We start from the raw sequence: 25961 nt of genomic DNA, 5'->3' as shown, positions 1-25961 counted from the left end.
GGGACACCCGAACCTTACGCGGGACACTCATGGAACAGATACTAGCAAATGGCATCTATCTGGGCGCGCAATATGCGATGATCGCCCTTGGACTGACGTTGATATTCGCATTGATGAACGTACTGAATTTTGCCCATGGGCAGATGTATGTTCTTGGCGGCTTTGTCACCTATACCTTTTACGGGCAACTGGGCTGGCCGTTTGTGCTGGCGCTGTTGGCGTCCTGCATAACGCTGGCCGTGCTTGGTGCGTTGATCGAGCGCTTTCTTTTTGCGCCGGTCATACGACGATCTTCCCGCGAGGAAAGCACCATGTTGTTGGCGGCCGGTCTGGCGTTTCTGTTTGATGCGATAATCCTGCTGGTCTTTGGCGAGAAACAGCGCGGTGTTCCTAAAATTGTAGACGGAGTTTTCAACTGGGACTTCCGGCTGATCATGCCATACGACCGTATTCTGATCTGCATTCTGGCCATCCTGTCGATCGTCTCTTTCATCCTGTTCATGCAGTATTCCAAGACCGGACGCGCCCTGCGAGCCTTGGCACAGGATCGTACCGCAGCGCAGCTGATGGGTGTTAACGTAGCCCGCTATTCCATGATCGGATTTGCCCTGGGCGCGATGCTGGCTGGACTGGTCGGCGGATTGCTGGTGACCATCACGGGCGTCAATCTGGGGATGGGCGGACCAACCTCGATCAAGGCCTTCATGATGGTGATGATCGGCGGCGCGGGCGTAATATCAGGCGCGATTGCCGGCGGTATCATTCTTGGCTTTCTCGAAGCCATCGGTCTGGCCGTTCTCTCGCAATATGGCGACATCACCTATCTGCTGATTTTCGTATCGCTGATGATTTTCCTGGCCATCCGCCCCCAAGGGCTGATGGGCAAACCGTGGGGATAACGCAGTGCCAAAACTCAAAATGATCCAATGGATAGGATTGGCTGTGTTCTTGTTGGCGATCTTTATCGCAGTGCCCAGCTTTATCGCGGCCGCTGGGCGATCAGACCTGTACTATACCCTGACCGCGGTGGCGTTGTTGTCTATCGCCAGTGCGGGTGTCTGGCTGACCTTCTATATCGGTCGTATCAATATCGGTCAGGGCGCCTTTGCCCTTATTGGGGCTTATGTCTCGGCTATCTTGGTGACGAAGGTGGGCATGTCTTTCTGGTTGTCCCTGCCACTTTCTGGGTTGTTTGCCGCCGGTGTAGCGATCGTGATCGGGGTTCCGATCTTGCGGTTGCGCGGTGTCTATTTTGCGATGATCTCGCTGGTTCTGACGCAGGTGGTTACGCTGACCGCGTTGGCCTTGCCTGTCACCAATGGGGCAAAGGGCATCACCTCGATCCCGTTGCCCGGTGGTGTGTCAATCCTGGGTCTGACTCTGATCCCCGATTTCGCCACGCTTGAAAACCCAAGGCTGGCTTTCTACTACGCGGCTTGCGTGTTGATGGTGCTGACCTTCGGCGCAATGTACCGCCTGGTGAATTCGCGGCTTGGTCACCTGTGCCGGTCGATGCAGCAAAATGAGGAACTGGCAAGCTCCATCGGCGTCAACATCTCGTATATCCGGGTCATTGTGTTTGCGATCTCATCCTTTCTGGGCGGTATTGGCGGGGCCATGTTCGGCTCAATCGCGCAGTCGGTCTATCCCTCCAGCTTTCAGGTCGCCGACAGTGTGAACTTCATGCTGAACTGTTTCCTAGGCGGGTTGGGCTATGTCTTTGGTCCGATGCTTGGCACCTTGGTGCTGTATTTCGGTTGGGACCTTTTGTTCGAACTCGGTCGCTTCCAGCTTTTGGCCTATTCCAGTTTGCTGATCATCCTCATGCTGTTTCTGCCGAACGGCCTACTTAGTCTGCGTCTGCCGGGCAAAAAAGGAGCGGACAAATGAGCCATATTCTGGAAGTCCGCCATGTCACCAAGAAATTTGGTGGTCTGATTGCCAACAGCGATATCTCATTCAACGTCAATGAGAACGAAATCCTTTCGGTGATCGGGCCAAACGGGGCCGGCAAAAGCACCCTGTTCAAGATGATCTCGTCTTTTCTGCCCACGACGACGGGTGAGGTACTGTTCAAGGGTGAAAGGATTTCGAATCTGAAGCCACATGTGGTGGCGCGCAAGGGTGTTGTTCGCACCTTTCAGGAAACGACGATTTTCAAGTCGATGACCGTGCGGGAAAGCATTATTGTTGCCCAGCACCTGCGCGCCCGGGCCTCCCTGGCGGGATATTTCTGGGGCACAAGGACGGCACATGAGGACGTCGACAGTTTCGGGCAATATGCCGACGACCTGATTGAATTCCTCGGCATGACCGAGATCGGGAATGAACAGGCCTCGAACCTGCCACAGGGTAACCTGAGGGCGTTGGGAATCGCTATCGGATTGGCCACTGACCCCAAGGTCTTGCTGTTGGATGAGCCCTTTGCGGGCATGAACCACGACGAGACCATGAAAATGGTCAATCTGGTGCGCAAGGTCCGCGATGACCGGGGTGTTACAGTGCTGCTGGTGGAGCACGACATGCCAGCGGTGATGAATATTTCCGACCGGATTGTGGTGCTGAATTTTGGCGAAATGATTGCCGAAGGCGTGCCGGCGGAAATTCAGAACAACGAAAGGGTCATCGAAGCCTACCTGGGCAGCGCAGATGACGAGATCGGGATCTGAGCCATGACAAAAATGTTGGAATTCAAGGATGTCGAGCTCTACTACGATCACGTTTATGCGCTGAAAGGCGTATCGATTGATCTGGAGCAGGGTGAAACCGTTGCTCTGATCGGTGCCAACGGGGCGGGTAAAAGTTCGATCCTGCGGGCAATCACCGGGCTGGCCAAAGTAAAGTCCGGTTCGGTCGCGTTTGAAGGTGAACAGATCGCCGGCACTAATCCTGCCGAAATTGTGTCCAGAGGTATTGCTATGGTACCAGAAGGGCGCCGGGTTTTTCCCTACATGACGGTTAGAGACAACCTGCTGATGGGGGCTTTCACCCGGTCGGACAAGGCCGGAATTCAGCAGACGTTGGAGTCTGTATTGGAACGGTTTCCGCGCCTGAAGGAACGGTTTTCCCAATCCGCCGGGACCCTTTCAGGGGGTGAGCAGCAAATGATGGTAATCGGCCGGGCATTGATGGCGAAACCACGTCTGTTGCTGCTGGATGAACCGTCGCTGGGCATCGCGCCCAAACTGGTGCAGGACATTGCCCGTTCCATCGTCGCCATCAACCGCGACGAAGGGGTTTCGGTTCTGTTGGTCGAACAGAATTCGCGTATGGCCCTGTCAATTTCGCATCGCGCCTATGCGTTGACGACCGGGAACGTGGTGATTTCGGGGAATTCCAAGGAACTTCTGACCGATCCGCGGATCAAAGCTGCCTATTTAGGCGGAGAAGTGTGAGGATGGTGTGAAACTACTGGTTGTTAATCCCAACACGACAGTTTCCATGACACGCAAGATTGAGGCGGCGGCCCGCGCCGCAGCGCATCCCGAAACTGAAATTATTGCTACGAACGCGCAAAAGGGCCCTGCCAGTATTCAGGGATACCTCGATGTTTCGACCTGCGTGCCGGGCCTGCTGGAAGTTGTTTCGCAATACCCGGACGCGGACGCGATTGTCGTTGCCTGTTTCGACGATACTGGCGTTGATGCGGTGCGTTGCGTCACATCTGCCCCCGTGATCGGTGTTGGTGAAGCGGCCTATCACGCCGCGTCCATGATTAGCCCAAAATTCAGCGTTATTACGACATTGTCCCGGTCGCTTGCGGGGTTGGAGGCGAACCTGTTGCGCTATGGTCTAGACCGCCGATGTGTCCGGGTTCGCGCGTCAGATGTGCCAGTTTTGAAGCTTGAGGAAAACGACCCAAAGACCGTCGACAAAATACGGTCCGAAATTCGCGCTGCGATTAATGAAGATAGGGCCGAAGCTATTGTATTGGGTTGCGCGGGTATGACAGATTTGATGTCGCAGCTTTCAGAGGAGTTCGGTTTACCCGTGGTCGACGGGGTAGCATGTGCCGTCGCGTTTTCTGAAGCCTTGGTAAAAGCGAAGCTGACGACATCGAAACTGTGTTCTTATGCCTAAAAAGAGCGTTTGAGTTTTCGCTTTTCGAGATCTAGAGCCCTCAGAATTTCGTGTTGATCTGTTCAAGGGCCGACCCCAGGATCTGGGCGAACTCATTTGCCAGCGCTGACGGAGGGCGATGCGCCGGTCGCATGATTGAGACGTTTAGAACGACATGGGGCCGGAACGCTCGAAAGACGACAGGCCTCGGCTCGGGTTGCATATTGACGTATCCAGCAGCAGTAATCGGGTCGCAGATACAGTAGCAAAGCCCTTTTTCCACAAGGGTCAATGCCGGGTTGAAGGTCCTGAGTTCGAACCGTTGTTCAAAACGGGCTTTTTGACTTTCGAATGCCCTCTGGGTCGCGACCAGGTTTGGATGTCCGTCTTGCAGTCCGGCCATTGGGAGGCCCGACAGATGACGGGCTTCGACTGCGTCCAACTCGGCCAGCGGATCGCCCCTTGGGATCGCGCACACGCATCTCATGTCGAAATCGACGGTATCAATTGCCGCTGTGGATTTTGGGGTTTCACCCAATCCGATGTCATATTGCTGAGAAGCAACCCACTCCTCGATTACCGGTGATGCACGCATCATCAGCGAAGCTTTTACATCTGGTTTATCCAACAAGAACTCACCCAAGAGCTGCGGCATCAAAAGGCTGCTAGCCGCCGGCATGCATGCTATGTTCAGGCGCCCCTTTGTCAGAGCGGCAATCTCGCGCATTGTCCGGGTTGAAAGCGACAACCGATCCAGGATCGCCTCGGCCTCGGTGATGAAGTACTGGGCTTCGGGGGTAGGGGCCATTTTACCGCGTTGTCGGCGGAACAGGGCGATGTCCAATTCAGCTTCGAGATTGGCGATCAGCGCGCTGACAGCAGGTTGGGTTCGTCCGAGGATTCGGGCGGCTTCAGACACAGAACCTGTCCGCATGACTTCGCGAAAAGCCTGCAATTGGCGAAAACTGAGATTCATGCGCTGTTGTTAATCCTTATTTTTTCAACAACCCATAAAGAAACTTTATTCAGCAATCAATTTAATCGTTTTGACTTAATGCCTCGGGCTCGTGATCTTCCCGCCACGAATACTCTGCATGTATTCGCAATGACGGAGGGGGAAATGACACGCTTTGCAAGTGTCCTGCTGACAGTCCTGATCTGCCTGGTTGCTCTGGGTCAATTCGTGCAGGTGATCACGCGCTATGTGCTGGAAATTCCGGTCATGGGGCTGGAGGAAAGCCTGCTCTACCCCACTTTGTGGCTATACATGCTGGGGGCTGTCAACGCCTCGCGCGAGAACACACATATCCGGGCCAATGTGCTTGAGATCTTTCTGTCTACCGAACGCCAGCATCAGGTTCTTGCGGTCATAGGTGAGGTCATCAGCTTGATCGTTGGTATCTGGCTGACAACCTGGGCCTGGGAATTCACTAAGTACTCAATGCGTGTCTGGCGCGAAAGTCCGACGCTGTACCTGCCGACTTTCTATGTCGATGTCGCTTTGTTTGTCGGGTTAGTCCTGATGATGATCTTCACGGCCTGCCATCTGCTAATGCATCTGCGCGCTCTGTTCTCCCCGATTGCTGAACCCGCGATTGAAGGAGGTCTGAAATGATCGAGATCGCGCTTTTTGCCGTACTGGTGCTGGTCATCCTGCTGACGCTTGGCGTTCCACTGCCTTATTGTTTCGGTGCCGGTCTGATGGTGATGTACTTCGCAGGTGACGTGGTCATGAAGGGAAACATGCTGTGGGGGTTCCAACAGCTTGGAAACCCGGTGCTGCTGGCCATTCCACTGTTCGTTCTGGCCGGTACGATCATGTCGGTATCAGGTATTGCGGCCAGCCTTCTCAACTTCGTCAACATCTTCATCGGTCACCTTAAGGGTGGGCTGGGCGTTGTCGCCACTGTGTCCTGCGCGCTTATCGGAGCGATCTCGGGCTCGGGTCTGACCGGTGTTGCCGCGATTGGGCCGCTGCTGATCCCTGAAATGGAAAAACAGGGCTATCCCCGCGAATACGCAACGGCGCTGATCGCAAATGCTTCGCTTCTGGGTCTATTGATCCCACCCTCGGTCACTATGATCGTCTATGGCTGGGTGACGGATACGTCGATCCTGGCCTGCTTTCTGGCAACACTGGGCCCCGGCCTGTTGATCATGGCCAGCTTTTCTGCGGTCAACATCCGTATGGCCCGCAGGTTCCCCTTGAAACTGAACGAACCCCTCAAAGGCGCGGCCTTCATGTCTGAAGCAACCCAGCGCGGTTTCAAGGCCACGCCCGCCCTGCTGATGCCGGTGATCATTCTGGGCGGCATTTACGGTGGCATCATGACCCCGACTGAGGCCGCCGCCGTGGCGGTGATCTATGCGATCCCGGTTGGGTTCCTGATCTACAAAGGACTGGACGTTCGCACCTTCTTCGGTGCGGGTAGAGAGGCCGCCACATCGGTGGGGGCGATCATGCTGATGATCCTGTTCTCGATGATCCTGTCTCAGATGTTCGTGTTGGAAAGCATTCCGCAAGCCATCGTGCAGGCGATCTTTTCAGTGACCGAAAACAAGGCCCTGCTGCTGGTTCTGATCAACATCCTGCTGTTCCTGGTCGGCATGGTGGTCAATGACGTAACCGCCATAATATTGATTGCGCCGCTTCTGTTGCCGCTGATGCAGGCGATTGGTGTCAGCCCAATACAGTTTGCCGCGATCATGGGCGTCAACACCGCTATGGGCGGAGTGACCCCACCTTATGCCTCGATCCTGTATCTGGGTGCACGCATAGGCCAGGTGCCGGTCACCAAGGTGATCCGCCCCGCCATGACCCTGATTTTGCTGGGCTATCTGCCAGTCGTATTTCTGACCAGTTTCTGGCCGGACCTTTCGATGTGGCTGCCTCGCTTCTTTGGCTACTAAGCCACCCATTTCATCACTCACGGAGGAGACTTATCCATGATGAACTTTCTGAAATCCACTTGCCTGACTGCCGCTGTGGTTGCAACTGCGGGCATCGCAGCCGCCGACACGCTGAAGATCAGCCATATCCGGCCGCAAGGTGCCACTATCGACAACGAGCTGCGTGCCCTTGCAGAAGAGCTGACAACCGCAACAGATGGCTCGGTAGAGCTTAACCTGTTCCCGGCTTCGGCGCTGGGGGACTATACTTCGGTGCAGGAACGTATCTCGGTTGGTGCCATCGACATGGCCGTTCAACCCGCCGCCACTGCAGTTGATCGCCGCATGCAAATCTCGGCCTTCCCCTATGTGGCTGCTAACTGGGCCGAGGCGAAAAAGATCTACGGCCCGGGCGGCGCAATCCACAGTGCGATGAAAGATCTCTATGCCAAGCAGGATATCACCATGCTTGCCGCATATCCGGTTTACTTCGGCGGTGTGGCCCTGAATACCGACGCTGTGAACCCAGGCGATCCAACCGCTGCAAAAGGCATCAAGGTTCGTGTACCCGGCATCAAGAGCTTTCAGTTGACCGCCGACGCATTGGGTTACATCTCGTCGCCAATCCCCTTCTCAGAAGCGTTCACTGCGGTACAAACCGGCGTCGTTGACGGCGTCGTCGGATCGGGTGCCGAGGGGTACTATGCCTCGTTCCGCGATGTGACCACGGCTTATGTGCCTGTTAACACGCATTTCGAGGTTTGGTACATGATCATCAACTCGGGCACGTTGGCTGAAATGAGCGACGAAGATCGCGCAGCGCTGGAAACGGCGGCATTGGAGTTCGAAGCCAAGCGCTGGGAAACAGCCGAAGCCGATCAAGGTGCGTTTGAACAAAAGCTGGCCGACAACGGGGCCACGATCGTTTCGCTGACGAACGAAGAACTTGCCGCCACCGCCGCCCATGTGCGCGCGCAGGTCTGGCCGCAGGTCCTGCAGGACGTCGGTCAGGATTGGGGTCAGGGCATTCTCGATCAGATCGGCGAATAAACCTGAGCCTGGGCAAGGCGTGCTCCTCCCTGCGCCTTGCCCTGTTTTTCGACGGAGAATCTCTAATGTTCAGATCCTTGCAAGATCACGATCGCGACCGGGTGACACTGACCATTAATGGGCAGCAAGTTGCTGCGCGAGAGGGTCAATCGGTATGGTCAGCCATGGCTGTGAGTGGTCAGTTCGAGACCCGGAAAGCAGCACTGTCAGGCGATGCGCGCAGCGCGTATTGCGCGATGGGCGTCTGTTTCGAATGCATGGTAGAGATCGACGGTCTTCCGAACCAACAGGCTTGCTTGAGGCGGGTGTTGGACGGCATGAACGTCACCACTCAGCGAATTACAGAAGAGTCAGAGGCGGACGATGCAGGCCTTTGACTGTGCTATTGTCGGCGCAGGACCAGCAGGTATGTGCGCCGCTATAGAACTGACGCGTGCAGGCGTTCAGGTGGCTGTTCTGGACCAAGCATCAAGGGCAGGCGGACAGATATACCGCTCGGCTGCAAACAGCCCGGTTCCGGATGTCGCCGTCCTTGGTGCGGATTATGCCGCCGGAGCGGCCCTAATTTCCGAGTTCGAACAGGCCAACCTGACGCATATCACCGGCGCGGATGCGTGGCATTTGGGTGATGACGGGCGCATCCTGTTTTCTCACGAGGACATCACACGAGAACTACGCTGTCGAGAGATGCTGTTGTGTCCCGGTGCTATGGAGCGGCCCATGCCGATCCCCGGGTGGACATTACCCGGAGTCATGACAGCAGGTGCGGCACAGGTGATGCTGAAATCGGATGCCGTCGTGGCCGATGGTGCCACCTTTGCGGGCTCTGGTCCGCTGTTGTATCTGATCGTGGCACAGTACCTTCGACTTGGAGTGCCGGTTAAAGCATTGGTCGATACGACGCCTCGGCAGCACTATATTGAGGCTGCGCCACACCTGTTTCGGACGTTACGGCATGCCGGACAGCTGCGGAAAGGTATGTCTTTGTTGCGAGAGATCCGCACTTCAGGTGTTACGATCCACTCCTTCGCAGAGCGGTTGACGGTGGTCGGTGACAAGAAGGCCGAAGGGCTCAGGTTTGTTGCGGCAGGCAGACAACACGAAATTACCGCCGACACTGTATTTCTGCATCATGGCGTGCAGCCCAATTTGAATATGACGCGGGCGATGGAGCTGGATCACCACTGGAATTCTGAACAGAAGTGTTGGCAGGTATCAGTGGATGATTTTGGGCAGAGCTCGATTGAACACGTGTCAGTGGCTGGCGATGGTGCGGGCATTGTCGGTGCCGACGGCGCGCAGGCCGCAGGTCGTTTGGCTGCCTTGAATATCCTGCACCGTCTTGGCCGTCTGACGCGAACCGAACGTGATCAAAAAGCGACCAAAGATTTGTCCCATTTATCTTCCCTAAAGCCGTTTCGGCGTTTCATTGATAACCTTTATCGTCCGACCGAGGCGCTGCGCCTGCCCAGCTACCCGGAAACGCTAGTCTGCCGCTGCGAAGAGCAGTCTCTGGACGACCTGCGAAAGGGGTTCGATCAGGGTGCGCAGGACCCGAACGCCCTGAAGGCCCTGACCCGTTGCGGTATGGGTCCATGTCAGGGTCGGCAATGCGGCCATGTGGTAGCCGGACTGTTGGCGCAGTGGCGCGGTGAGCACCCCGATACGGTTGGTTACTATCGGTTGCGCAGCCCTCTGCGTCTGCTGACCCTGGACGAGCTTGGCCGATATAGCACGGTGCCGGCGGAAGCTGCGGAATGAAGGCGGATGTTCTGGTCATCGGAGGCGGGATACAGGGCTGCGCCACGGCATACCATCTGGCGCGTCAGGGAGTATCTGTGATCGTGGTCGAGAAAGACTATGCCGGGCGTCATGCTTCGGGTGTCAACGCTGGCGGCGTGCGTCTCTTAGGGCGCGATATGGCCGAAGTTCCACTGTCTAAGACATCAATGGAGATGTGGCAGACTTTGGATGATGATTTAGGGTACGACACGGGTTTTCGTCGTCATTCCCTGATCAACATTGCTGTGGATGATGCGGATCTGGGCGCGCTACGGGTGCGAGAAGACAAGATGCGCGCGGCGGGATACACGCACGAGCGTATTATTGACCGGTCCGAATTGATGGATCGTCTGCCACATGTAAATCCCGATTGTGTGGGCGGTGTGATCTCGGATTTGGATGGTTATGCGATCCCTTACAAGGCCACGGCGGCCTTTCGCAGAGCGGCTGAAGCCTTGGGCGCACAAGTAATTGAAGGCGAAGAGGCTCTAGGGCTCAGACGGATTGGAAATGCATGGCTGGTGCAAGGCCGGCAACACCGCTACGAGGCCGAAACCGTCGTCAATTGTGCGGGTGCCTGGGCGGACCGGATCGCGTTATTGATCGGGGACAATGTGCCGCTCAGCCACGCGGCGCCAATGCTGATGATAACGGCCCGGATGCCGCATTTTGCCAAGCCGGTGGTTGGTGCGGTCAGTCGTCAGCTCAGTTTCAAACAATTCGAGAACGGCACCGTCCTGATCGGTGGCGGCGCAAAAGGTTTTGCAGATCGTGACAACAATCATACCCGGTTGGACTATTCGAAACTTGCCGCTGCATGCCGGACCACGGCCGAGTTCTTTCCTATCATGCGCAAGGCCAGCATCAACAGGATGTGGGCAGGGCTTGAGGCGTACATGCCAGACAATCTCCCTGTCATAGGCCCGGCGGTGAATGCTGCCAGTGCTTTCCACGCCTTCGGGTTTTCGGCGCACGGTTTTCAGATGGCTCCGGTAGTCGGGCAGGTCATGGCCGATTTGGTAACTGGCGGGCAAAGCCGTTTCAATCTTTCGCGTTTCCGTATCGATCGCTTTGACCGCAAGGTCCTCTAACAGGAGACTTCTATCATGACGATTACTCGAATCGAAACCGGCCAGCGCATGAGTCGGATCGTCAAGCACAACAGCACTGCCTATCTGTGTGGGCAAACTTCGGATGCAGCCGCGGTAGCTGACCAGACGCGAGACATTTTGGCCAAGGTCGAAGACCTTCTGGCCAAGGCGGGCAGCGATAAAACCCGGATACTGCAATGTGTGATCTGGCTGGCCGACATGTCGGATTTCGCCGAGGTGAATGAAGTTTGGGATGCCTGGGTGCCTGAAGGACATGCCCCGGCCCGTGCGTGTGGTGAAGCCAAACTGGCGCGCGATGTATTAAAGGTCGAGATGATAGTAACGGCGGCATGCGATTGAGTTGGACGGTTGTGTCGCAAACTTTGGTGTGTTTTAGAGCTATTGCTTTGAGTGGCTGGAATTATCCAGCGAGCTCTGCAAATTGACGGAATCTGCTTGTCGAAGGTTCAAGCTGGCCCTTCCGTATCAAGTTGGCGGTCTCGATCCCCACAAGTGTCGCTGCTGCTTTTATCGATGGTGATCCGCTTCGGTATTCCATTGACGCACAAAGCATTGGCGAAGAATTTCTTTGCAGACTTGGTGTCTCGCTTCTCGGAAAGCATGAAATCAAGGGTTTGACCGTCAAGGATGCTCAGTTGGCGAAAGGGGACTTGTAGCTGGCCGAGGAGCAAGCCCCGCCTCCTCTGAAATGATGTCTGACGCGTGCTCTGCCTAGATGAGATTGCTAAGCGGCTGCGTCTTCATTGACCACATCAGCGAAGGATTTGAAGAATTTGGCCGCAAGCTTCTTGGCAGTGCTTTGGATCAGCCGGCTGCCCAGTTGGGCCAGCTTTCCGCCGATATCGGCCTTCGCCTGGTAACGCAGGATCGTCGTGTTGGGCCCGTCGGCTGTTAGCGTGACATCTGCGCCGCCCTTTGCGTGCCCTGCTGGGCCGCCATTGCCCTGCCCGGCCAGCGAAAAGGCATCCGGCGCGCCTGCGGTGTCGAGTTGGACGTCACCGCTGAACCGTGCCTTCACCGGCCCGACCTTGAGGACGACCTTTGCCTCCAGTTCAGTGTCCGAGTGCTTGATCAACTCTTCACAGCCGGGAATGCACAGCTTGAGAACCTCGGGGTCGTTCAGCGCTGCGTAGACTTGCTCTTTTGGTGCGTTGATGACGATTTCGTCTGCCAGTTCCATGGGATGTCCTTTTAGCAACAGGGAAACTTGATGGTGGCCATATGGTCGGCCTGTTCGGGCGTAAGCGCGAGCTTGTGGCGCAGATGGGCTGCGACGTATCGAATGATCTTCAAGTGATGTCCTCCAGCATGTCTGCCCTGAGCGCGGTGTACGCCCCGGGTGTGTCCACGTCCGTGTAAAACCCGGGAGAGGCCATTGGGTGAAACTGGACATGTTCAGGATGGGTGCGGGTGAACTCTTTGCAACCCGGGGACCTGGGGTCCGCCAGGAGCCGTGCGCGCAAGGCTGCGGGAACCACGATCGGGTTGCCGCGGCGTTGATCCACCGCCGGAATGGAGATGCGAGCGCTGTCAGCCGCCGCATGCGCCGCCAGCAATGACCGGATATCGCCAGCGGTCAGAAGCGGCTGATCCCCCAAACCGATCAGCACAGTGGTTGCCTCACCTGCCGCTTGCAGCCCGCAGGCCACCGACGTGGGCTGACCCTGCCCAAAATTCGCGTTGAAAACGGTTTCGGCACCGCTGCCCGAAAGGGCGTTGCCGATCTGTCCGGCCTGATGCCCGGTCACCACAAAGACATGTCCGCACGTTGCCGTGCGATAGACATTGACCATGTGCCGGATCATCGGGACCCCGGCAACAGGCAAAAGCAGCTTGTTGCGTGCACCCATCCGGCGTGACAGTCCGGCCGCCAGTATGATTGCCGTCACTTCAGCCATCGGTCGGCCTCATTGCAGCGCGCCGGTCCTGGACCAATTGCGCCAGAATCGACAACGCGATTTCTTCGGGCGTCACCGCGCCCAGATCCAAACCCGCCGGAGCTTTCACGCGGTCAATGGCGGATTGTTCAATCCCGGCCGCGGCTAGCTTTTTGGCCAGAAACGCGTATTTCTTGCGGCTTCCGACGAAGGCCACATACGTCGCTTGTGCGTTCAACGCCGCCTTTAACGCGTCAAGGTCACCTTGTCCCTGGGTCGCGATCACGACGAAGGACCGCTGATGCGGTTGGCCGCGTTGCGGGGTCGAAGACACGGACCAGTGAAACTGTGGGGCGAGATTGCTCATCACCTGCGCCACGGGCGATGCGCCCAAGACCACGAGTTGCGGTGACGGCAGGCAGGGTTCGATGAAGATGTCGATCGTGCCGCGCGAGGGACACCCGTTGCCGGCAAATCGCGTGCCGTCCACCTCATCGCCAGCGGCCACTCCTTTTTCAGCCAGAAGGTCTTCTGGTGCGACGGATACAAGCTGTGGCGTCCCATCCTGCAGGGCCTGCAGCGCGGCGCGTTTGACGGCGCCTCGGGTGCAGCCGCCGCCAAGCCAGCCTTGGAGGATCGTCCCATCCGCGCTGAGTAGCGCCTTCGCCCCCGGCTTGGCCGCGGTGGACCCGGCCGTGCGCACGATGGTGGCGAAGGCAAAAGGTTCGTCCTTGTCGCGCAGTTCCTGCGCGGCCTGGGCTAGGTCTGTCGAAAGGAATTCAGCCGGGGTCATAGGCGTGCCAACTCCTGTTCCAGCGCGGCCAGATCCCCCAGCGTGTTGGCCGCCTTGAAGGCGTCGAGGTAAGGCAGGGCCGCCGCCATCCCTTCGGCCACCGGTGCGTAATCAGCCCAGCCTTTCAGGGGATTAAGCCAAACCACCTTGCAACCGCGTTTGCGCAGTTTTTTCAGAGCGGCAGCTATGATATCCGGCGCTTCGGTGTCATACCCGTCGGACAAGATCAGCACGACGCTGCGCCCATCGACGAAGCGTTTGGCATAGGTGTCGGCAAAGCGCATCAGCGACGGACCGATTTTGGACCCCCCGCCGCACCCATCGGCCATCAATGACATCCGTCCAATCGCGCGCATCGCGTCCTTGTCACGCAGAGCTTCGGTGATCCGCACAAGGCGAGTGTGAAAGAGATAGGCGTCGGCGGCCGTGTCGGCCCGCATCAGGCCGGCGAGAAACGCCAGAAATATCTGTGCATAGACGGACATGGAGCCGGAAACATCGCAAAGTGCGACGATCTTGCGCGTGCGATCCGGGCGCCTCTTGCGCAACAGGTTCAGCGGCTCGCCGCCGGAGGCCAGACTGTGGCGAATAATCTTGCGAAAATGCAATCGGTCCCCTTTGCGCGCGGCAATTCGACGGCGGGATCGCGTGTCGCGCAAGGCGGCCCCGAGGCGGCGCGCGACGCCTTCGGCCTCTGTGATTTCTTCCGGTCGGATAAGATCGCGCAGGTCACGCCGGTTGAGGTTGCGTTGTTCGGTGGCGATCAACTTGCCGGTCCCATCGCTGTCCGCCGCCCCGCCCGTGTCGTCAGGGGCAGTAGAGGTTCCGGATGCGCCAGCGTCTTCACCCTTGGCATCCCGTGAGGAATGAACGTCGTCGCTTACAGTGGATGACGGGGTGGGAACGACCTTCTGTCTCACACGGCCCATGTCCATCCAGTAGCTGTCGAACAGGTCGTCGAACCTCTCATACTCTTCCTTGCAGCCCGTGCAGACCGCACGTAAGGCACGGCGGCTGTCGTCCGGACGCATGGCGTCCACCTCGGCCAGAGCCGTCATGGCAAGGTCTGCTTCTGCAACGCCAAGCCGCAAGCCGTTGTCGCGCAGGTGAGCGATGAAGCCCGCGACCCGGGCGGCCGGACCGGGGTCGCGGCCGGCGAATTTTGTCACCCGGCTCATGCGGCCTTGCCCGCAATGCGCCCTGCCACCTCAGGCGTGATCTGGGCCTGATCGCTTTGGGTTTTCAGCAAGGTCGTCAGTGTCGATTGCAGGATCGCGAGATTGTCCGTCAGATCGGCGATGCCGAGGCCCATCAACGCCGAGGCGAAATCCAGCATTTCGGCGACGCCGGGGGTTTTCTCCAGCTCTTCCTGGCGCAACTTTTGCACGAAGCCGACGATCTGTTCGCCCAGCCGCGCCTCGACATCCGGGCAGCGGGCCTTGAGGATCGCCAATTCGGTCTCGCGATCGGGGTATTCCACGTAGGTATAAAGGCAGCGACGGCGCAGGGCGTCTGAAAGGTCACGGGTCCCATTCGAGGTCAGGATCACGACGGGGCGGCTCGTCGCGGTGATCGTGCCAAGCTCGGGGATCGACACCTGATAGTCCGAGAGGACTTCCAGCAGGTAGGCTTCGAACTCTTCATCCGCCCGGTCGATTTCGTCGATCAAGAGGACCGGGGGTGTTTCTTGGGTGATGGCCGCCAGCAACGGGCGCTCCAGCAGAAAGTCGCTGGAGAAGATGCGATCTTCGACCGCCTTGCCGGTTTCGCCAGCCTCGGAGGCCGCCCGTATGGTAAGCAGCTGTCGCTGGTAGTTCCATTCGTAAATGGCCTGCGCCGCGTCCAGGCCCTCGTAGCATTGCAGCCGGATAAGGCGCGTGTCCATCACCGCAGACAGCGTGCGGGCGATCTCGGTCTTGCCGACACCTGCTGCACCTTCCAGCAACAGCGGGCGGCACAGCGACAGAGCCAGTTGCAACGCAACGGCCAGATCGTCCGAGGCCACATAGCCTTCGACGGCCAGCGCGGTTTTCAAGTCAGTCCAGGTCATGCGTGTCTCCGTAGGGCGGGCGTCACCCCGCCCCACCAAAAGGGTCAGTCGTGCAGGCCAAGCTCGTTGGCCGTGCGCCAAATCCGCCAGTGATCATGCGGCATGTTGGTGTGCCGGTTGCCGAAGGGGCGGAACGCGTCCTGCACCGCGTTCGAGAAGCAGGGCACGCCGCCAACATGCGGGCTTTCACCCACGCCTTTGGCGCCGATGGGATGGTGTGGGCTTGGTGTGACGGTGTAGTCGGTTTCGTAATTTGGCACTTCCCAAGCCGTTGGCAGGAAGAAGTCCATCAGCGTGCCCGTCTTCACGTTGCCCATGTCATCATAAGCAATCTCTTGCCCCAGTGCGACGGCGAGTGCTTCTGTCAATCCACCATGCACCTGGCCTTCGATGATCATCGGGTTGATCCGTGTGCCGCAGTCGTCCAGCGCATAGAAGCGGCGGATTTCCGGCACACCCGTGTCGACGTCGATGTCCATTACACAGACATAGGCGCCGAACGGATAGGTCATGTTCGGCGGATCGTAGTAGCTGACGGCCTCAAGCCCCGGCTCAATCCCCGGAATGGCTTGGTTGTAGGCTGCAAAGGCAATTTCCTTCATTGTCTTGAACTTTTCAGGCGCGCCTTTCACGACAAACCGGTCGACATCGAATTCCACGTCATTGTCGTGGACCTCGAGCAGATAGGCCGCGATCATCTGCGCCTTGGCGCGGATCTTGCGGCCGGCCATGGCCGTGGCGGCGCCTGCCACCGGGGTAGAGCGTGACCCGTATGTGCCAAGGCCATAGGGTGCTGTATCGGTGTCGCCTTCCTCAATGGTGATGCTGTCGGCAGGCAAGCCGATCTCAGAGGCGAGGATTTGCGCGAAGGTAGTCGCGTGACCTTGCCCCTGACTGATCGTTCCCAGACGTGCGATCGCAGAGCCGGTCGGGTGGATGCGGATTTCGCAGCTGTCGAACATGCCAAGCCCAAGGATGTCACAGTTCTTGACTGGGCCGGCGCCGACAATCTCGGTAAAGAAACTGAGGCCAATGCCCATCAGCTTGCGCGTCTTGCCAGCCTTGAAGTCCTCGACCCGCTGGGCCTGTTCGGCCCGCAGCCCGTCGTAGTCGACGGTCTTGAGCGCCTTGTCCCAAGCGGTGTGATAGTCGCCGCTGTCGTATTCCCAGCCAAGGGCAGCAGTGTAGGGGAACTGCTCTTTCTTGATGAAGTTGATCCGGCGCAGCTCAGCTGCGTCCATGTTCAACTCGATGGCCAGGACCTCGATCATCCGTTCGATGAAGTAGACTGCCTCGGTCACCCGGAATGAGCATCGATAGCTGACGCCACCCGGGGCCTTGTTGGTGTAGACGCCGTCGACCTCCAGATAGGCCGTCGGGATGTCGTAGGAGCCGGTGCAGATGTTCATGAAGCCCGCCGGGAACTTGGTGGGATCAGCGCAGGCATCAAAGCCGCCGTGGTCGGCTGTAACATGGCAATGCAGCCCGGTGATCTTGCCGTCCTTGGTGGCAGAGATCTTGCCGGTCATATGATAGTCGCGGGCAAAGGCGGTGGTCATCAGATTGTCCATCCGGTCTTCGATCCACTTCACGGGCTTGCCCGTGACGATCGACGCCACGACCGAGCAGACATAGCCCGGATAGGCACCAACCTTGTTGCCAAAGCCGCCGCCGATATCGGGGCTGATCACGCGGATGTTGTGCTCTTCAATGCCCGAGATCAGAGACACGACCGTCCGGATCGCGTGCGGCGCCTGGAACGTGCCCCACAGGGTCAGCTTGCCGTTGACCTTGTCCATCGACGCCACACAGCCGCAGGTTTCCAACGGGCAGGGGTGGGTGCGGTGGTAATACATGCTTTCGGAAGCGACGACCTCGGCGTTGGCGATGACCTCTTCCGTTGTGCCTTTGTCGCCCGCGTCCCAGGTAAATATATGGTTGGGGTGCTTGCGAGGCCCGTGCGCGCCATCGGGGATGGAACCGTCTTCGCCAACCAGGTCCTCGCGCAGGACCACATCGGACTTCAATGCCTCGAACGGGTTCACGATGACGGGCAGTTCTTCGTACTCGACCTCGACCGCCTCGATCCCATCTGCGGTGGCATAGCGATCTTCGGCGACGACATATGCGACCTCTTGCCCCTGAAACAGCACCTTGCCATCGGCCAGCACCATCTGCTTGTCGCCAGCCAGCGTCGGCATCCAGTGCAAGCCCAGCGGCTCCAGATCAGCCGCGGTCAGGACAGCCAGCACACCGGGCACTTCCAGCGCAGCGGCGGTATCAATGTTCTTGATGCGCGCATGGGCGTAGGGAGAGCGGACAAAGTCGCCAAACAACATGCCGTCCAGCTTGATGTCATCGACATAGTTGCCCTTGCCTTGGGTAAAGCGCGCATCCTCGACCCGCTTGCGCGAGCAGCCCATGCCTTTGAGATTGTCGACACGTTCTTCGCGGGAAATATCGTCCTTCATTCTGCGGCCTCCTTGGCTGCATTCATTTCGGCTGCGGCGGCCTGAATGGATTTCACAATGTTCTGATAACCCGTGCAGCGGCAGATGTTGCCGGCCATGCCAAAGCGGATTTCTTCTTCGGTCGGGTTGGGGTTTTCTTCCAGCAGCTTGGTCGCCCGGGTGATCATACCCGGCGTGCAGTAACCGCACTGCAACCCGTGGTGTTCCTTGAACGCCTCTTGCAGCGGATGCAGGTCGTCCGGCCCGCCGATGCCTTCGATAGTGGTCACCTCGGCGCCATCGGCCTGTGCAACGAACATGGTGCAGGATTTCACCGATTTGCCGTTGATGGTGACGGTGCAGGCCCCGCAATGGGACGTTTCGCAGCCAATATGCGGCCCGGTGATGTTCAACCGTTCGCGCAGGGTGTAGATAAGCAGTTCACGTGGTTCGGCCAGGAATTCTTCGTCTTTACCGTTTACGTTCAGCTTGATGTGCATTTTCTTTGACATGATGTGTTCCTCCTACGCCCGCGACCAGGCGCGCTCGATGGCACGGCGCAATATGACGCCCGCCACGTGGTTCTTGAACGCGACGGGCCCGCGGTTGTCCTCGGTCGGGTCGATATCGTCCAGCATCGCAGCCACTGCCGCGCCGAGGGCAGCGGCATCGACAGATGTTCCCACCAGCGCGGCGCCTGCGTTCTCGGAATAAACCGGCGTGTCGCTGAGGTTCGTCATCGCGATGGAGGCGCTGACGCAATTGCTGCCGTCCCTGACGATCTGCACCGCGGCGGCGGCTGTCGCGTAGTCGCCAATCTTGCGCTTTTGCTTTTCGTAGGCGTAGCCACCCTTGGGCGCGGGGATAGTGACGGCGGTCAGTACTTCCTCATCCTCGCGTGCGGTCATGTAGGCGGCCTCGTAAAACTCCCGTGCGGGGATATCACGCTCGCCATCCGGGCCGACCACGGTGAATACCGCATTCAAGCATTGCATCAGCCCCGGCATGTCATTGCCCGGGTCGCCGTTTGCGACGTTGCCACCGACGGTGCCCATGTAGCGGACTTGGGGATCAGCAATCTGCAAGGCAGCCTCGCGCAGGATCGGAGCTGCATCCGCAAGCTCGGCATGGTCGATGATTTCTGCCTGCGTGACCATCGCGCCGATCACAATGCTGTCAGCCCTGACGTCGATATCCGACATGCCGCCGACATCTTGGAGGTCGATCAGGTGCGGGACTTCGGCCATCCGAAGTTTCATCATCGGGATCAAACTGTGCCCACCCGCCATGACGCGCGCATCGTCTCCGTGTTCTTCCAGAACGGCCAGCACGCCGGCCATGTCCTGAGGACGGTGATATTCAAATGCCGCTGGAATCATCGGCTCTCCTCCCTAAAGCGAATGTTCAGTGTCGGAGCGAGATTGCATGCGTCCGCATGCCACATCACCGGAAAATCAATAAAATACAGGTCTTTTGCACGAAATGCGCCTGTTCACGCACCAATTGCGCCGCCTTGCGACGCAAGCACGTCTTGAACGGCCTTCAGTTTGGAACGGCTGACGGGTGCGGGCGGCAGATCGCCCCCGTCGAAAAGGCAGCGTCCCTTATCCTTGGTTTTTTCGAAGCGCGAGACACGCGCCGGGTTGACCAGGTAGCTGCGATGGGTTTGCAGGAACCCCAACGGCAAGAGCCGTTTGGAGGCCATGGTGATCGGCCAGACACAGAACAGCCGTTCGGTCTCGGTATAAATCTGTGTGTAATGCCCATCGGCGCGCACGAACACCAAGTCCTTGGCCCTGACAAAGACCTTGTTGCCATCCGCTTCGCAGGGGATCTGGAGATCGGCCTTCAGTTCCGGCGCGGGTTCCGCTTGCAGACGATCCTCTTCCGATCCGGGTGTGACCAGATATGTCACGCTTACCCAGAGGCACGCCCCGAAGATCACGAAACTGACGAAGATTACACCAAGCGCCAGCGTTTCATTGCTCATGCTGGGGCCAAACTCAGCTGCGGTGGACGTCTGCACAAAATTGGTTTCCGCAATCGCCAGAAAATGTGCCGAGCAAACGGCAAACGCAAAGCATATCGTCCCAACCACGATGTTGCGATTTGTGCGCTTGCCATAGGCGATCCAGAAAGCAAGAATACACAGCCCGATGGCCACGATGGAAGAAAAGACGACGCCCGATGTTGTATAGACCGCGCGGCACAGTTCCAGACCGGCCATGCCGATATAGTGCATGACCAGGATGCCGGTCCCGACAATGCAACCCGACAGTGAAATGATGAATGGTGTGCGGCCGGCGAAATGCAACAGGATCAAGGCCGCGCCAACAAGCAGGATCGCTGACAGAGCCGACACCAGCGTGATGGCTGCGTCATAATAGAACAGGATCGGCAGCTTCAAACCAAGCATGGCTACGAAATGCATTGCCCAGATGCCGCCGCCCAAGGCGATGGACGCAAGCGCGATGGACGCTTTTTTCTGGAACATCGGCTTTTCTGACAGGTCGCGGGTGAGCGAAAGACCGGTGAACCCTGCGACAAGTGCCACGACGCAGGACATTGCGATCAGAAAACTGCTATGGTCGACGGTCAGAAACTCCATGCCGAAAAGGATGGCCAAGACTCGAGCGATTTGCAATCAGTGCCGTTCGCACGGCCTTCAATTCTTGCCGTGGAGCGCGATCAACTGAAGTTTTCAATAGGACATTGAGCCAGTTTCGACGACCTCGAGATATGCTATGCGGACGAAGTTAACTTTCGCTGCATTCGAGCCGACGGCTGCTTTCGCCAGAAATACGTTTGACCGAAACAAATCACGTTAATACTTGCCTGAACGTTGTAGCCATTGATGCGACTAGCATTTCAAATCGTCTCCGTCACCTTCTGAAGACCATCGGGTGCATCTGCATTTTCGCCCAGCCCTTCTGCCAAGGCTTTGACAAACTTGTTGAAGGCTGAAGGGGCAGGACAAAGGGCCTTGTCGCAAACTCTGTAGTCTGTCTGCCGATCTGATCGATGGTCTGTTAAGGGAACATCCAAAACAGAGGGCGGTAGATCGTGGCAATTTCATTTAAGGGCGCGCCTTTTCCAAAGGATGTGATCTTGCACGCGGTGTTTTTCTATCTGCGATACGGCGTGTCATACCGCGATCTTGAAGAGATCATGGCCGAGCGCTGCGTATCGGTCGGCCACGCGACCTTGAACCGTTGGATCATCAAATTCGCGCCTCTGGTCGCGGAACGGGCCCGCCGTTCATACAACGCCGGATCCGCCCAAAGTTGGGCTTCAACGCTGTCACTTCAGCGGAATTCACATTGGCGGGAACCGAAACGATCACCATGATCCGAAAGGGTCAACTCACGCCAGAAATCTCTCCCTACCAGCAGTTTGTTCAATTGGTAGGTTAATCAATCCGAGTGTCGGTCCTTCTTGACCGGGATCAGAGTTTGCGACAGTTCCCGGTTTTTCATTGCTGATTTTAGCGCATCCGTAAACGCATTGTTGTGTGCACTACCTTCAGATTTTGCGCGTTGGGATCCTTTGGGTTTCGAGGTGCCGGCATTCTTTTTCGGACCTCGGCCAGCTCGACCCTCGCGGGCCGACGTTCCTCCATCCTTTCGCATGGTTAGTCCAATCCGTTTGCGGGGCACATCCACTTCGACTACCGTGACTCTGACAACTTGGCCTGTTTTGACAACTTCATGCGGGTCCTTGACGAAGCGGTCTGCCAGTTGGCTGACATGCACCAGCCCATCCTGATGCACCCCAACATCCACAAAAGCACCGAAGGCGGCGACATTGGTCACCGTTCCTTCCAGCACCATGCCTGGTTTCAGGTCAGTGATCTCCTCGACACCATCGGTGAACGAGGCGGTGACAAAACTGGGGCGGGGATCGCGACCGGGCTTTTCAAGTTCGGTAAAGATGTCTTGCACTGTCGGCAAGCCGAAGGTGTCATTGACAAATTGTTCGGCGCGCAATCCTTTCAGTGCTCCGTCGTGACCCATAATCTGACGGATGTCGCGCCCACAGGCCGAGACAACTCGACGGGCCACATCATAGGCTTCGGGGTGAACCGAGGATGCGTCCAGCGGTTCCAAGCCATCCCGAATGCGCAAAAAGCCCGCACACTGCTCATAAGCGCGTGGGCCGAGGCGGGCGACTTTTAGCAACTCTTTACGCGACTTAAATGCGCCATTCAGGTCGCGGTGCACTACAATCGCGTCGGCCAGTCCAGGTCCCAACCCAGAGACATGAGAGAGCAGGGGGGCCGAGGCCGTGTTCAGATCAACCCCTACCGCATTCACCACATCTTCGATCACCGAGGCCAGAGATTGCGACAACCGGTGCTGGTCCACGTCATGCTGGTATTGGCCGACGCCGATGGACTTGGGTTCGATCTTCACCAACTCGGCCAAAGGATCCTGAAGGCGACGGGCGATAGAAACTGCGCCGCGCAGCGACACATCAAGATCGGGAAATTCGCGTGCCGCCAGTTCCGAGGCTGAATAGACCGACGCGCCAGCCTCGGACACAACAACCTTGGTCGGGGCCGAAACCGTTTTGGGCAGCAGTTTCAGCGTATCACCCACCAGTTTCTCGGTCTCACGGCTGGCTGTGCCATTGCCGATAGCAATCAGTTCGATCCTGTGGCTGGCGATCAGGTTCAGGATTGCCGCCTGTGCGCCACGCACATCATTCTTAGGCTGAAAGGGATAGAGTGTGTCAGTCGCGACCACCTTGCCCGTGGCATCAACCACCGCAGCCTTGACGCCGGTTCGAATGCCGGGGTCCAGACCCAGTGTTGTCTTCGCCCCTGCCGGTGCGGCAAATAGTAAGTCTTTAAGATTACGAGAAAAAACATTAATGGCCTCGTCCTGAGCCCGGCCACGCAGATCTGCCATCAGTTCTACCATCATCGATAGCGACAGCTTTACGCGCCATGTCCAGCCAGCCACTTTGCGCAGCCACTTGTCTCCGGGGCCGTCCCCACGTGTGTGCAGGTGGGCGGCGACCATGGCTTCGGCCCGGGCGGCCCCGGTTTCGGGTTCGGGCGCGATATCCAGCGTTACGATCCCTTCTTTCGAGGCCCGCAGCATTGCCAGTGCGCGGTGAGAAGGGGTTTTGGCCCATAGCTCCGAATGGCTGAAATAGTCACTGAACTTCGCGCCCTCCTGTTCCTTGCCGTCTATTATCTTTGAGGTCAGCACGGCCTCGCGCTGCATGAAATTACGCAATTCACCCAGCAGGGCGGCGTTTTCGGTCAACCGTTCAGTGATGATGTCCCGCGCACCGTTTAGCGCGTCCTTGGGGGTTGGGACCGCTTCGATGAGATACCCTTGCGCCAAAACCTCAGGGTCGGCAGACCGATCCGCCAGAATGGAATTGGCCAATGGTTCCAGCCCGTTTTCGCGGGCGATCATCGCTTTGGTGCGACGTTTGGGTTTGTAGGGCAGGTAGATATCTTCCAGCTGCGCCTTGGTATCGGCCTGTGCGATGGATTTGACCAGATCGTCGGTCAGCTTGCCCTGATCCTTGATCGAGCCCAGGATCGTCTCGCGCCGTGCTTCCAGTTCGCGCAGATAGGTCAGGCGATCGGACAGGGTGCGCAGTTGGGTATCATCAAGGCCGCCCGTCACCTCTTTGCGGTAGCGGGCGACAAAAGGCACAGTGGCCCCTTCGTCCAGCAGTTTCACCGCGGCCCCCACCTGTTCGGGGCGGGCATTGATTTCGGTGGCGATGGTGCGGGCGATGCGGTCCAAGGGGGCCTCCTGAATATATCTGGAGGGACTTCTTAGCCAGCCACATCGCCAAGGGAAAGAGGCTTTAGCGCGCCTGCGCCTGTTCGGCCAATGCCTGCAGATCGCCGTGCAGGGTTTTGGCAATCTCGACATAGCCGCGTTCGGTGTTGCGCGCCCGCGCGGCAAAGCGCCGTTGCGAGGGCAGGCGTGCGCCCTGGTCGGTTATATCTGTGAACAGACGCTCGGCCCGCGCGTCATTCTCGTCAACCCGGCCACCGCTGAACTGCGCGGGATCAAATGCCAGCAGGATTTCCCCGTGATAAGGCGCTCCGCCTGCACCGTCGGCATATTCCATGCTTTCCAGGCTGGTCAGATCGTCGATCAGCGGGCCAGCCAGAAGTTCGATCATGATTGACAGGGCCGAGCCTTTGTAGCTGCCGAAGGTCAGCATGGCTCCGTCCATCGCGGCCTGCGGATCAGTGGTTGGGTTGCCGTACTTATCGATGGCCACACCCTCGGGCAAGGGTTTGCCTGCTCGGCGGTACAGTTCGATTTCTCCCCGGGCAAAAGCGCTGGTGGCGAAATCAAAAGTGAACGGGTCTTTGCCCCGACGCGGCCAGCTGAAAGCCAGCGGGTTGGTGCCAAGGCTGCCACGCGTGCCGCCGGCAGGGGCAACCCAGGAATGGCTGGGCACCATCGCCATCGCCGCCAAACCAGCTGAGGATAGCCGCTCGACCTCAGGCCAAAGCGCCGAGAAATGGAAACACCGGTTGATCGCCATGGCGGCGATGCCGTGGGTGCGGGTTTTCTCGATCAAAACCGGCAGTGCTTTTTCGAACGCCAGCAGGGACATCCCGCCCTGCGCATTAACCCGAACGACTGCGTTATCCGACGGTTCAAGGACTGGCTCTACATGCCCGTCGATCTGCCCCGCTTTTATCGTGTCGGCGCACATGAACAGGCGGAACAATCCATGTGACTGGCAATCGTCGATTTGACAGGTGGTTAGCGTATCGGCGATCGCCACGGCATGATCTGGCCCGAAACCAGATTTGGTCAAAATAGAAAGGCTGAGGTCTCGGATTTCGTCCAATGACAGTTTGACCGTTTCGCTCATGCCCTGCGTCTCCCTCATCGTGGTTGAGACAAGGGATAGCGTGGCAGAGCGGGCAAAGGAAACCCGGTTTTAGCTGGGTTCGGTATCAACCCTGTGTTTCAGCCTGCAGATAGGCGATCAGGTTGGTGATATCTTCGTCCTTTTTCAAACCTGGAAACTGCATCTTATTACCAGGGATCGTGCCACGCGGGTCGGACAGGAACGCGGTCAGGGTGTCAGCGGTCCAGACAATGCCCGACTCTTGCAATTGGGCCGAATACCGGAACCCGTCTGCTTGCCCGGCCGTGGCGCCAATGATCCCGTGCAGCGATGGCCCGACGGTGTGGCGGTCTTGTTCCAGCTTGTGGCATGCGCTGCACTTGCGGAACACTTTCTTGCCCGCCTTGATGTCTCCTTCTACTGCGGCAACGGCAACCGGGGCGGTAGAAGACACGGCGGCCTGTTCGCCATCCATGTTGAATATCAGCCGGGCCGTCACCGGAACCGTGCGGGTGATGCCCGGTAAGCTGGCCAGTTCCAATAGCTTGTCGACACCCGCATTTACACCTGCGTCTTCGGTACTGATGAACACCATGTCGTTGGTCGACACCATCACTGAAGATTCAGAGAGGCGCACAACAAACATCTCGGCTTCAAACGCCACATCCGTTCCGGCTAGCGACAACGCGGCCTCGGTATCAACAGTGGTGGTTTCACCGACCCCAAGGCCCGAGACTTCGGCCATGTCAAACGTGGCCGTCAGCTCAGCAGTGCCTGCTTTGCGGAACACGTATTCGATCATGCGTTCGTTGCGGATGTCGATATTAGTCTCGACCGAGGACAGGTCGATCTGAATCTCGGCTTTGCCGTCCGGGCTGACGTGTCCGCTGAGGTTGGTGAAGGAATTGACCTCGCCCACGGTGTCTTTCTTGATTGTCCCATAGGCCAGATGCGATCCTTCGGGGACGAGGGTCCAGCCGTCCGCCAGCGCCGGGGTTGCAACAATTGCCGACGCAATCGTGACTGCCTTCAACAGAAGTTTCATTTCTTTCCTCC

Annotated in this window: 25 protein-coding genes and 2 pseudogenes; 13 read left to right on the top strand and 14 right to left on the bottom strand. The window is 58.0% G+C overall.

Annotated elements, in window-relative coordinates:
* Positions 1-29: 29 nt before the first annotated feature.
* The 5 genes from RUE5091_RS09450 to RUE5091_RS09430 are packed head-to-tail and all read left to right on the top strand — an operon-like array spanning position 30 to position 4080.
* The gene (locus RUE5091_RS09450; RefSeq protein WP_058281650.1) at positions 30-899 is read left to right on the top strand and encodes a branched-chain amino acid ABC transporter permease; all 870 of its coding nucleotides are present in this window, start codon (positions 30-32) and stop codon (positions 897-899) included.
* A 19-nt stretch (positions 900-918) separates the two neighbouring features.
* On the top strand, positions 919-1890 hold the full coding sequence (locus RUE5091_RS09445) for a branched-chain amino acid ABC transporter permease (RefSeq protein WP_058281649.1): 972 nt from the start codon (positions 919-921) through the stop codon (positions 1888-1890).
* Positions 1887-2669: an ABC transporter ATP-binding protein gene (locus tag RUE5091_RS09440; protein ID WP_058281648.1), complete on the top strand. Its 783-nt coding sequence runs from the start codon at positions 1887-1889 to the stop codon at positions 2667-2669. The genes RUE5091_RS09445 and RUE5091_RS09440 overlap by 4 nt, the downstream gene beginning before the upstream one ends.
* 3 nt (positions 2670-2672) lie before the next feature.
* Positions 2673-3395 carry an ABC transporter ATP-binding protein gene (locus tag RUE5091_RS09435; protein ID WP_058281647.1) on the top strand — a complete coding sequence of 241 codons (723 nt, stop codon included), beginning with the start codon at positions 2673-2675 and terminating at the stop codon, positions 3393-3395.
* 7 nt (positions 3396-3402) lie between these two features.
* A complete protein-coding gene (locus tag RUE5091_RS09430; RefSeq protein ID WP_058281646.1) occupies positions 3403-4080 on the top strand; it encodes an aspartate/glutamate racemase family protein in 678 nt (225 codons plus the stop codon).
* Positions 4081-4120: 40 nt separating this feature from the next.
* Here RUE5091_RS09430 and RUE5091_RS09425 read toward each other — a convergent pair whose 3' ends face one another.
* Positions 4121-5035, bottom strand: a complete 915-nt coding sequence (locus RUE5091_RS09425; RefSeq protein ID WP_058281645.1) for a LysR family transcriptional regulator — start codon at positions 5033-5035, stop codon at positions 4121-4123.
* Between the two features lie 144 nt (positions 5036-5179).
* On the opposite strand from RUE5091_RS09425, the gene RUE5091_RS09420 reads away from it, so the two are divergent.
* The 7 genes from RUE5091_RS09420 to RUE5091_RS09390 all read left to right on the top strand — a co-directional run bounded on the left by RUE5091_RS09420 (position 5180) and on the right by RUE5091_RS09390 (position 11231).
* Positions 5180-5674, top strand: a complete 495-nt coding sequence (locus RUE5091_RS09420; RefSeq protein ID WP_058281780.1) for a TRAP transporter small permease — start codon at positions 5180-5182, stop codon at positions 5672-5674.
* Positions 5671-6969, top strand: a complete 1299-nt coding sequence (locus RUE5091_RS09415; RefSeq protein WP_058281644.1) for a TRAP transporter large permease — start codon at positions 5671-5673, stop codon at positions 6967-6969. Before RUE5091_RS09420 ends, RUE5091_RS09415 begins: the two co-directional genes overlap by 4 nt.
* 36 nt (positions 6970-7005) lie before the next feature.
* Entirely contained in the window at positions 7006-7998 is a 993-nt protein-coding gene (gene dctP, locus RUE5091_RS09410) for a TRAP transporter substrate-binding protein DctP (protein WP_058281643.1), read from the top strand.
* Positions 7999-8063: 65 nt separating this feature from the next.
* The gene (locus RUE5091_RS09405) at positions 8064-8375 is read left to right on the top strand and encodes a (2Fe-2S)-binding protein (RefSeq protein WP_058281642.1); all 312 of its coding nucleotides are present in this window, start codon (positions 8064-8066) and stop codon (positions 8373-8375) included.
* Complete coding sequence (locus RUE5091_RS09400; protein WP_058281641.1) at positions 8362-9759, top strand: FAD/NAD(P)-dependent oxidoreductase; 1398 nt, start codon at positions 8362-8364, stop codon at positions 9757-9759. The genes RUE5091_RS09405 and RUE5091_RS09400 overlap by 14 nt, the downstream gene beginning before the upstream one ends.
* Positions 9756-10871: an NAD(P)/FAD-dependent oxidoreductase gene (locus RUE5091_RS09395; RefSeq protein WP_058281640.1), complete on the top strand. Its 1116-nt coding sequence runs from the start codon at positions 9756-9758 to the stop codon at positions 10869-10871. Before RUE5091_RS09400 ends, RUE5091_RS09395 begins: the two co-directional genes overlap by 4 nt.
* Positions 10872-10886: 15 nt before the next feature.
* Positions 10887-11231, top strand: coding sequence for a RidA family protein (locus RUE5091_RS09390; RefSeq protein ID WP_058281639.1), 345 nt, complete (start codon positions 10887-10889; stop codon positions 11229-11231).
* Positions 11232-11377: 146 nt separating this feature from the next.
* On the opposite strand, the pseudogene RUE5091_RS23925 reads toward RUE5091_RS09390, so the two are convergent.
* The 10 genes and pseudogenes from RUE5091_RS23925 to RUE5091_RS09340 all read right to left on the bottom strand — a co-directional run.
* Positions 11378-11512, bottom strand: a pseudogene (locus RUE5091_RS23925) (DDE-type integrase/transposase/recombinase); the annotation flags it as partial.
* 104 nt (positions 11513-11616) lie between these two features.
* On the bottom strand, positions 11617-12072 hold the full coding sequence (locus RUE5091_RS09380) for an SRPBCC family protein (RefSeq protein ID WP_058281637.1): 456 nt from the start codon (positions 12070-12072) through the stop codon (positions 11617-11619).
* 109 nt (positions 12073-12181) lie between these two features.
* Positions 12182-12790 carry a nucleotidyltransferase family protein gene (locus tag RUE5091_RS09375; protein WP_058281636.1) on the bottom strand — a complete coding sequence of 203 codons (609 nt, stop codon included), beginning with the start codon at positions 12788-12790 and terminating at the stop codon, positions 12182-12184.
* On the bottom strand, positions 12783-13562 hold the full coding sequence (locus tag RUE5091_RS09370; RefSeq protein ID WP_058281635.1) for an XdhC family protein: 780 nt from the start codon (positions 13560-13562) through the stop codon (positions 12783-12785). The genes RUE5091_RS09375 and RUE5091_RS09370 overlap by 8 nt, the downstream gene beginning before the upstream one ends.
* Positions 13559-14740 carry a vWA domain-containing protein gene (locus RUE5091_RS09365; RefSeq protein ID WP_058281634.1) on the bottom strand — a complete coding sequence of 394 codons (1182 nt, stop codon included), beginning with the start codon at positions 14738-14740 and terminating at the stop codon, positions 13559-13561. Before RUE5091_RS09365 ends, RUE5091_RS09370 begins: the two co-directional genes overlap by 4 nt.
* Positions 14737-15612, bottom strand: coding sequence for an AAA family ATPase (locus tag RUE5091_RS09360; protein WP_058281779.1), 876 nt, complete (start codon positions 15610-15612; stop codon positions 14737-14739). Before RUE5091_RS09360 ends, RUE5091_RS09365 begins: the two co-directional genes overlap by 4 nt.
* A 44-nt stretch (positions 15613-15656) precedes the next feature.
* Positions 15657-18083: an aerobic carbon-monoxide dehydrogenase large subunit gene (locus RUE5091_RS09355; protein WP_058281633.1), complete on the bottom strand. Its 2427-nt coding sequence runs from the start codon at positions 18081-18083 to the stop codon at positions 15657-15659.
* A complete protein-coding gene (locus RUE5091_RS09350) occupies positions 18080-18574 on the bottom strand; it encodes a (2Fe-2S)-binding protein (protein ID WP_058281632.1) in 495 nt (164 codons plus the stop codon). Before RUE5091_RS09350 ends, RUE5091_RS09355 begins: the two co-directional genes overlap by 4 nt.
* Positions 18575-18586: 12 nt before the next feature.
* Positions 18587-19441: an FAD binding domain-containing protein gene (locus tag RUE5091_RS09345; protein ID WP_058281631.1), complete on the bottom strand. Its 855-nt coding sequence runs from the start codon at positions 19439-19441 to the stop codon at positions 18587-18589.
* Positions 19442-19554: 113 nt separating this feature from the next.
* Complete coding sequence (locus tag RUE5091_RS09340; RefSeq protein WP_058281630.1) at positions 19555-20670, bottom strand: MHYT domain-containing protein; 1116 nt, start codon at positions 20668-20670, stop codon at positions 19555-19557.
* Positions 20671-21125: 455 nt separating this feature from the next.
* Here RUE5091_RS09340 and RUE5091_RS23560 point away from each other — a divergent pair.
* Positions 21126-21320: pseudogene (locus RUE5091_RS23560) on the top strand (hypothetical protein); the annotation flags it as partial.
* A 155-nt stretch (positions 21321-21475) separates the two neighbouring features.
* Here the strand turns inward: RUE5091_RS23560 and RUE5091_RS09330 are convergent.
* From RUE5091_RS09330 to RUE5091_RS09320, 3 genes are all read right to left on the bottom strand, one after another.
* A complete protein-coding gene (locus RUE5091_RS09330) occupies positions 21476-23830 on the bottom strand; it encodes a Tex family protein (RefSeq protein ID WP_058281628.1) in 2355 nt (784 codons plus the stop codon).
* Between the two features lie 64 nt (positions 23831-23894).
* On the bottom strand, positions 23895-24926 hold the full coding sequence (locus tag RUE5091_RS09325; RefSeq protein WP_058281627.1) for an Ldh family oxidoreductase: 1032 nt from the start codon (positions 24924-24926) through the stop codon (positions 23895-23897).
* Positions 24927-25011: 85 nt separating this feature from the next.
* Positions 25012-25950, bottom strand: coding sequence for a c-type cytochrome (locus tag RUE5091_RS09320; protein WP_112297160.1), 939 nt, complete (start codon positions 25948-25950; stop codon positions 25012-25014).
* Positions 25951-25961 lie beyond the last annotated feature (11 nt).

It is taken from the genome of Ruegeria denitrificans, assembly GCF_001458295.1.
Lineage (GTDB): Bacteria > Pseudomonadota > Alphaproteobacteria > Rhodobacterales > Rhodobacteraceae > Ruegeria > Ruegeria denitrificans.
This window is presented reverse-complemented; position numbering and strand designations above follow the sequence as displayed.

Excerpts from the sequence above, each read along its gene's own strand:
- RUE5091_RS09450 (WP_058281650.1), top strand. The coding sequence starts at position 30 with ATGGAACAGATACTAGCAAATGGCATCTATCTGGGCGCGCAATATGCG.
- RUE5091_RS09445 (WP_058281649.1), top strand. The coding sequence starts at position 919 with ATGATCCAATGGATAGGATTGGCTGTGTTCTTGTTGGCGATCTTTATC.
- RUE5091_RS09440 (WP_058281648.1), top strand. The coding sequence starts at position 1,887 with ATGAGCCATATTCTGGAAGTCCGCCATGTCACCAAGAAATTTGGTGGT.
- RUE5091_RS09435 (WP_058281647.1), top strand. The coding sequence starts at position 2,673 with ATGACAAAAATGTTGGAATTCAAGGATGTCGAGCTCTACTACGATCAC.
- RUE5091_RS09425 (WP_058281645.1), bottom strand. The coding sequence starts at position 5,035 with ATGAATCTCAGTTTTCGCCAATTGCAGGCTTTTCGCGAAGTCATGCGG.
- RUE5091_RS09420 (WP_058281780.1), top strand. The coding sequence starts at position 5,180 with ATGACACGCTTTGCAAGTGTCCTGCTGACAGTCCTGATCTGCCTGGTT.
- RUE5091_RS09415 (WP_058281644.1), top strand. The coding sequence starts at position 5,671 with ATGATCGAGATCGCGCTTTTTGCCGTACTGGTGCTGGTCATCCTGCTG.
- dctP (WP_058281643.1), top strand. The coding sequence starts at position 7,006 with ATGATGAACTTTCTGAAATCCACTTGCCTGACTGCCGCTGTGGTTGCA.
- RUE5091_RS09405 (WP_058281642.1), top strand. The coding sequence starts at position 8,064 with ATGTTCAGATCCTTGCAAGATCACGATCGCGACCGGGTGACACTGACC.
- RUE5091_RS09400 (WP_058281641.1), top strand. The coding sequence starts at position 8,362 with ATGCAGGCCTTTGACTGTGCTATTGTCGGCGCAGGACCAGCAGGTATG.
- RUE5091_RS09395 (WP_058281640.1), top strand. The coding sequence starts at position 9,756 with ATGAAGGCGGATGTTCTGGTCATCGGAGGCGGGATACAGGGCTGCGCC.
- RUE5091_RS09390 (WP_058281639.1), top strand. The coding sequence starts at position 10,887 with ATGACGATTACTCGAATCGAAACCGGCCAGCGCATGAGTCGGATCGTC.
- RUE5091_RS09380 (WP_058281637.1), bottom strand. The coding sequence starts at position 12,072 with ATGGAACTGGCAGACGAAATCGTCATCAACGCACCAAAAGAGCAAGTC.
- RUE5091_RS09375 (WP_058281636.1), bottom strand. The coding sequence starts at position 12,790 with ATGGCTGAAGTGACGGCAATCATACTGGCGGCCGGACTGTCACGCCGG.
- RUE5091_RS09370 (WP_058281635.1), bottom strand. The coding sequence starts at position 13,562 with ATGACCCCGGCTGAATTCCTTTCGACAGACCTAGCCCAGGCCGCGCAG.
- RUE5091_RS09365 (WP_058281634.1), bottom strand. The coding sequence starts at position 14,740 with ATGAGCCGGGTGACAAAATTCGCCGGCCGCGACCCCGGTCCGGCCGCC.
- RUE5091_RS09360 (WP_058281779.1), bottom strand. The coding sequence starts at position 15,612 with ATGACCTGGACTGACTTGAAAACCGCGCTGGCCGTCGAAGGCTATGTG.
- RUE5091_RS09355 (WP_058281633.1), bottom strand. The coding sequence starts at position 18,083 with ATGAAGGACGATATTTCCCGCGAAGAACGTGTCGACAATCTCAAAGGC.
- RUE5091_RS09350 (WP_058281632.1), bottom strand. The coding sequence starts at position 18,574 with ATGTCAAAGAAAATGCACATCAAGCTGAACGTAAACGGTAAAGACGAA.
- RUE5091_RS09345 (WP_058281631.1), bottom strand. The coding sequence starts at position 19,441 with ATGATTCCAGCGGCATTTGAATATCACCGTCCTCAGGACATGGCCGGC.
- RUE5091_RS09340 (WP_058281630.1), bottom strand. The coding sequence starts at position 20,670 with ATGGAGTTTCTGACCGTCGACCATAGCAGTTTTCTGATCGCAATGTCC.
- RUE5091_RS09325 (WP_058281627.1), bottom strand. The coding sequence starts at position 24,926 with ATGAGCGAAACGGTCAAACTGTCATTGGACGAAATCCGAGACCTCAGC.
- RUE5091_RS09320 (WP_112297160.1), bottom strand. The coding sequence starts at position 25,950 with ATGAAACTTCTGTTGAAGGCAGTCACGATTGCGTCGGCAATTGTTGCA.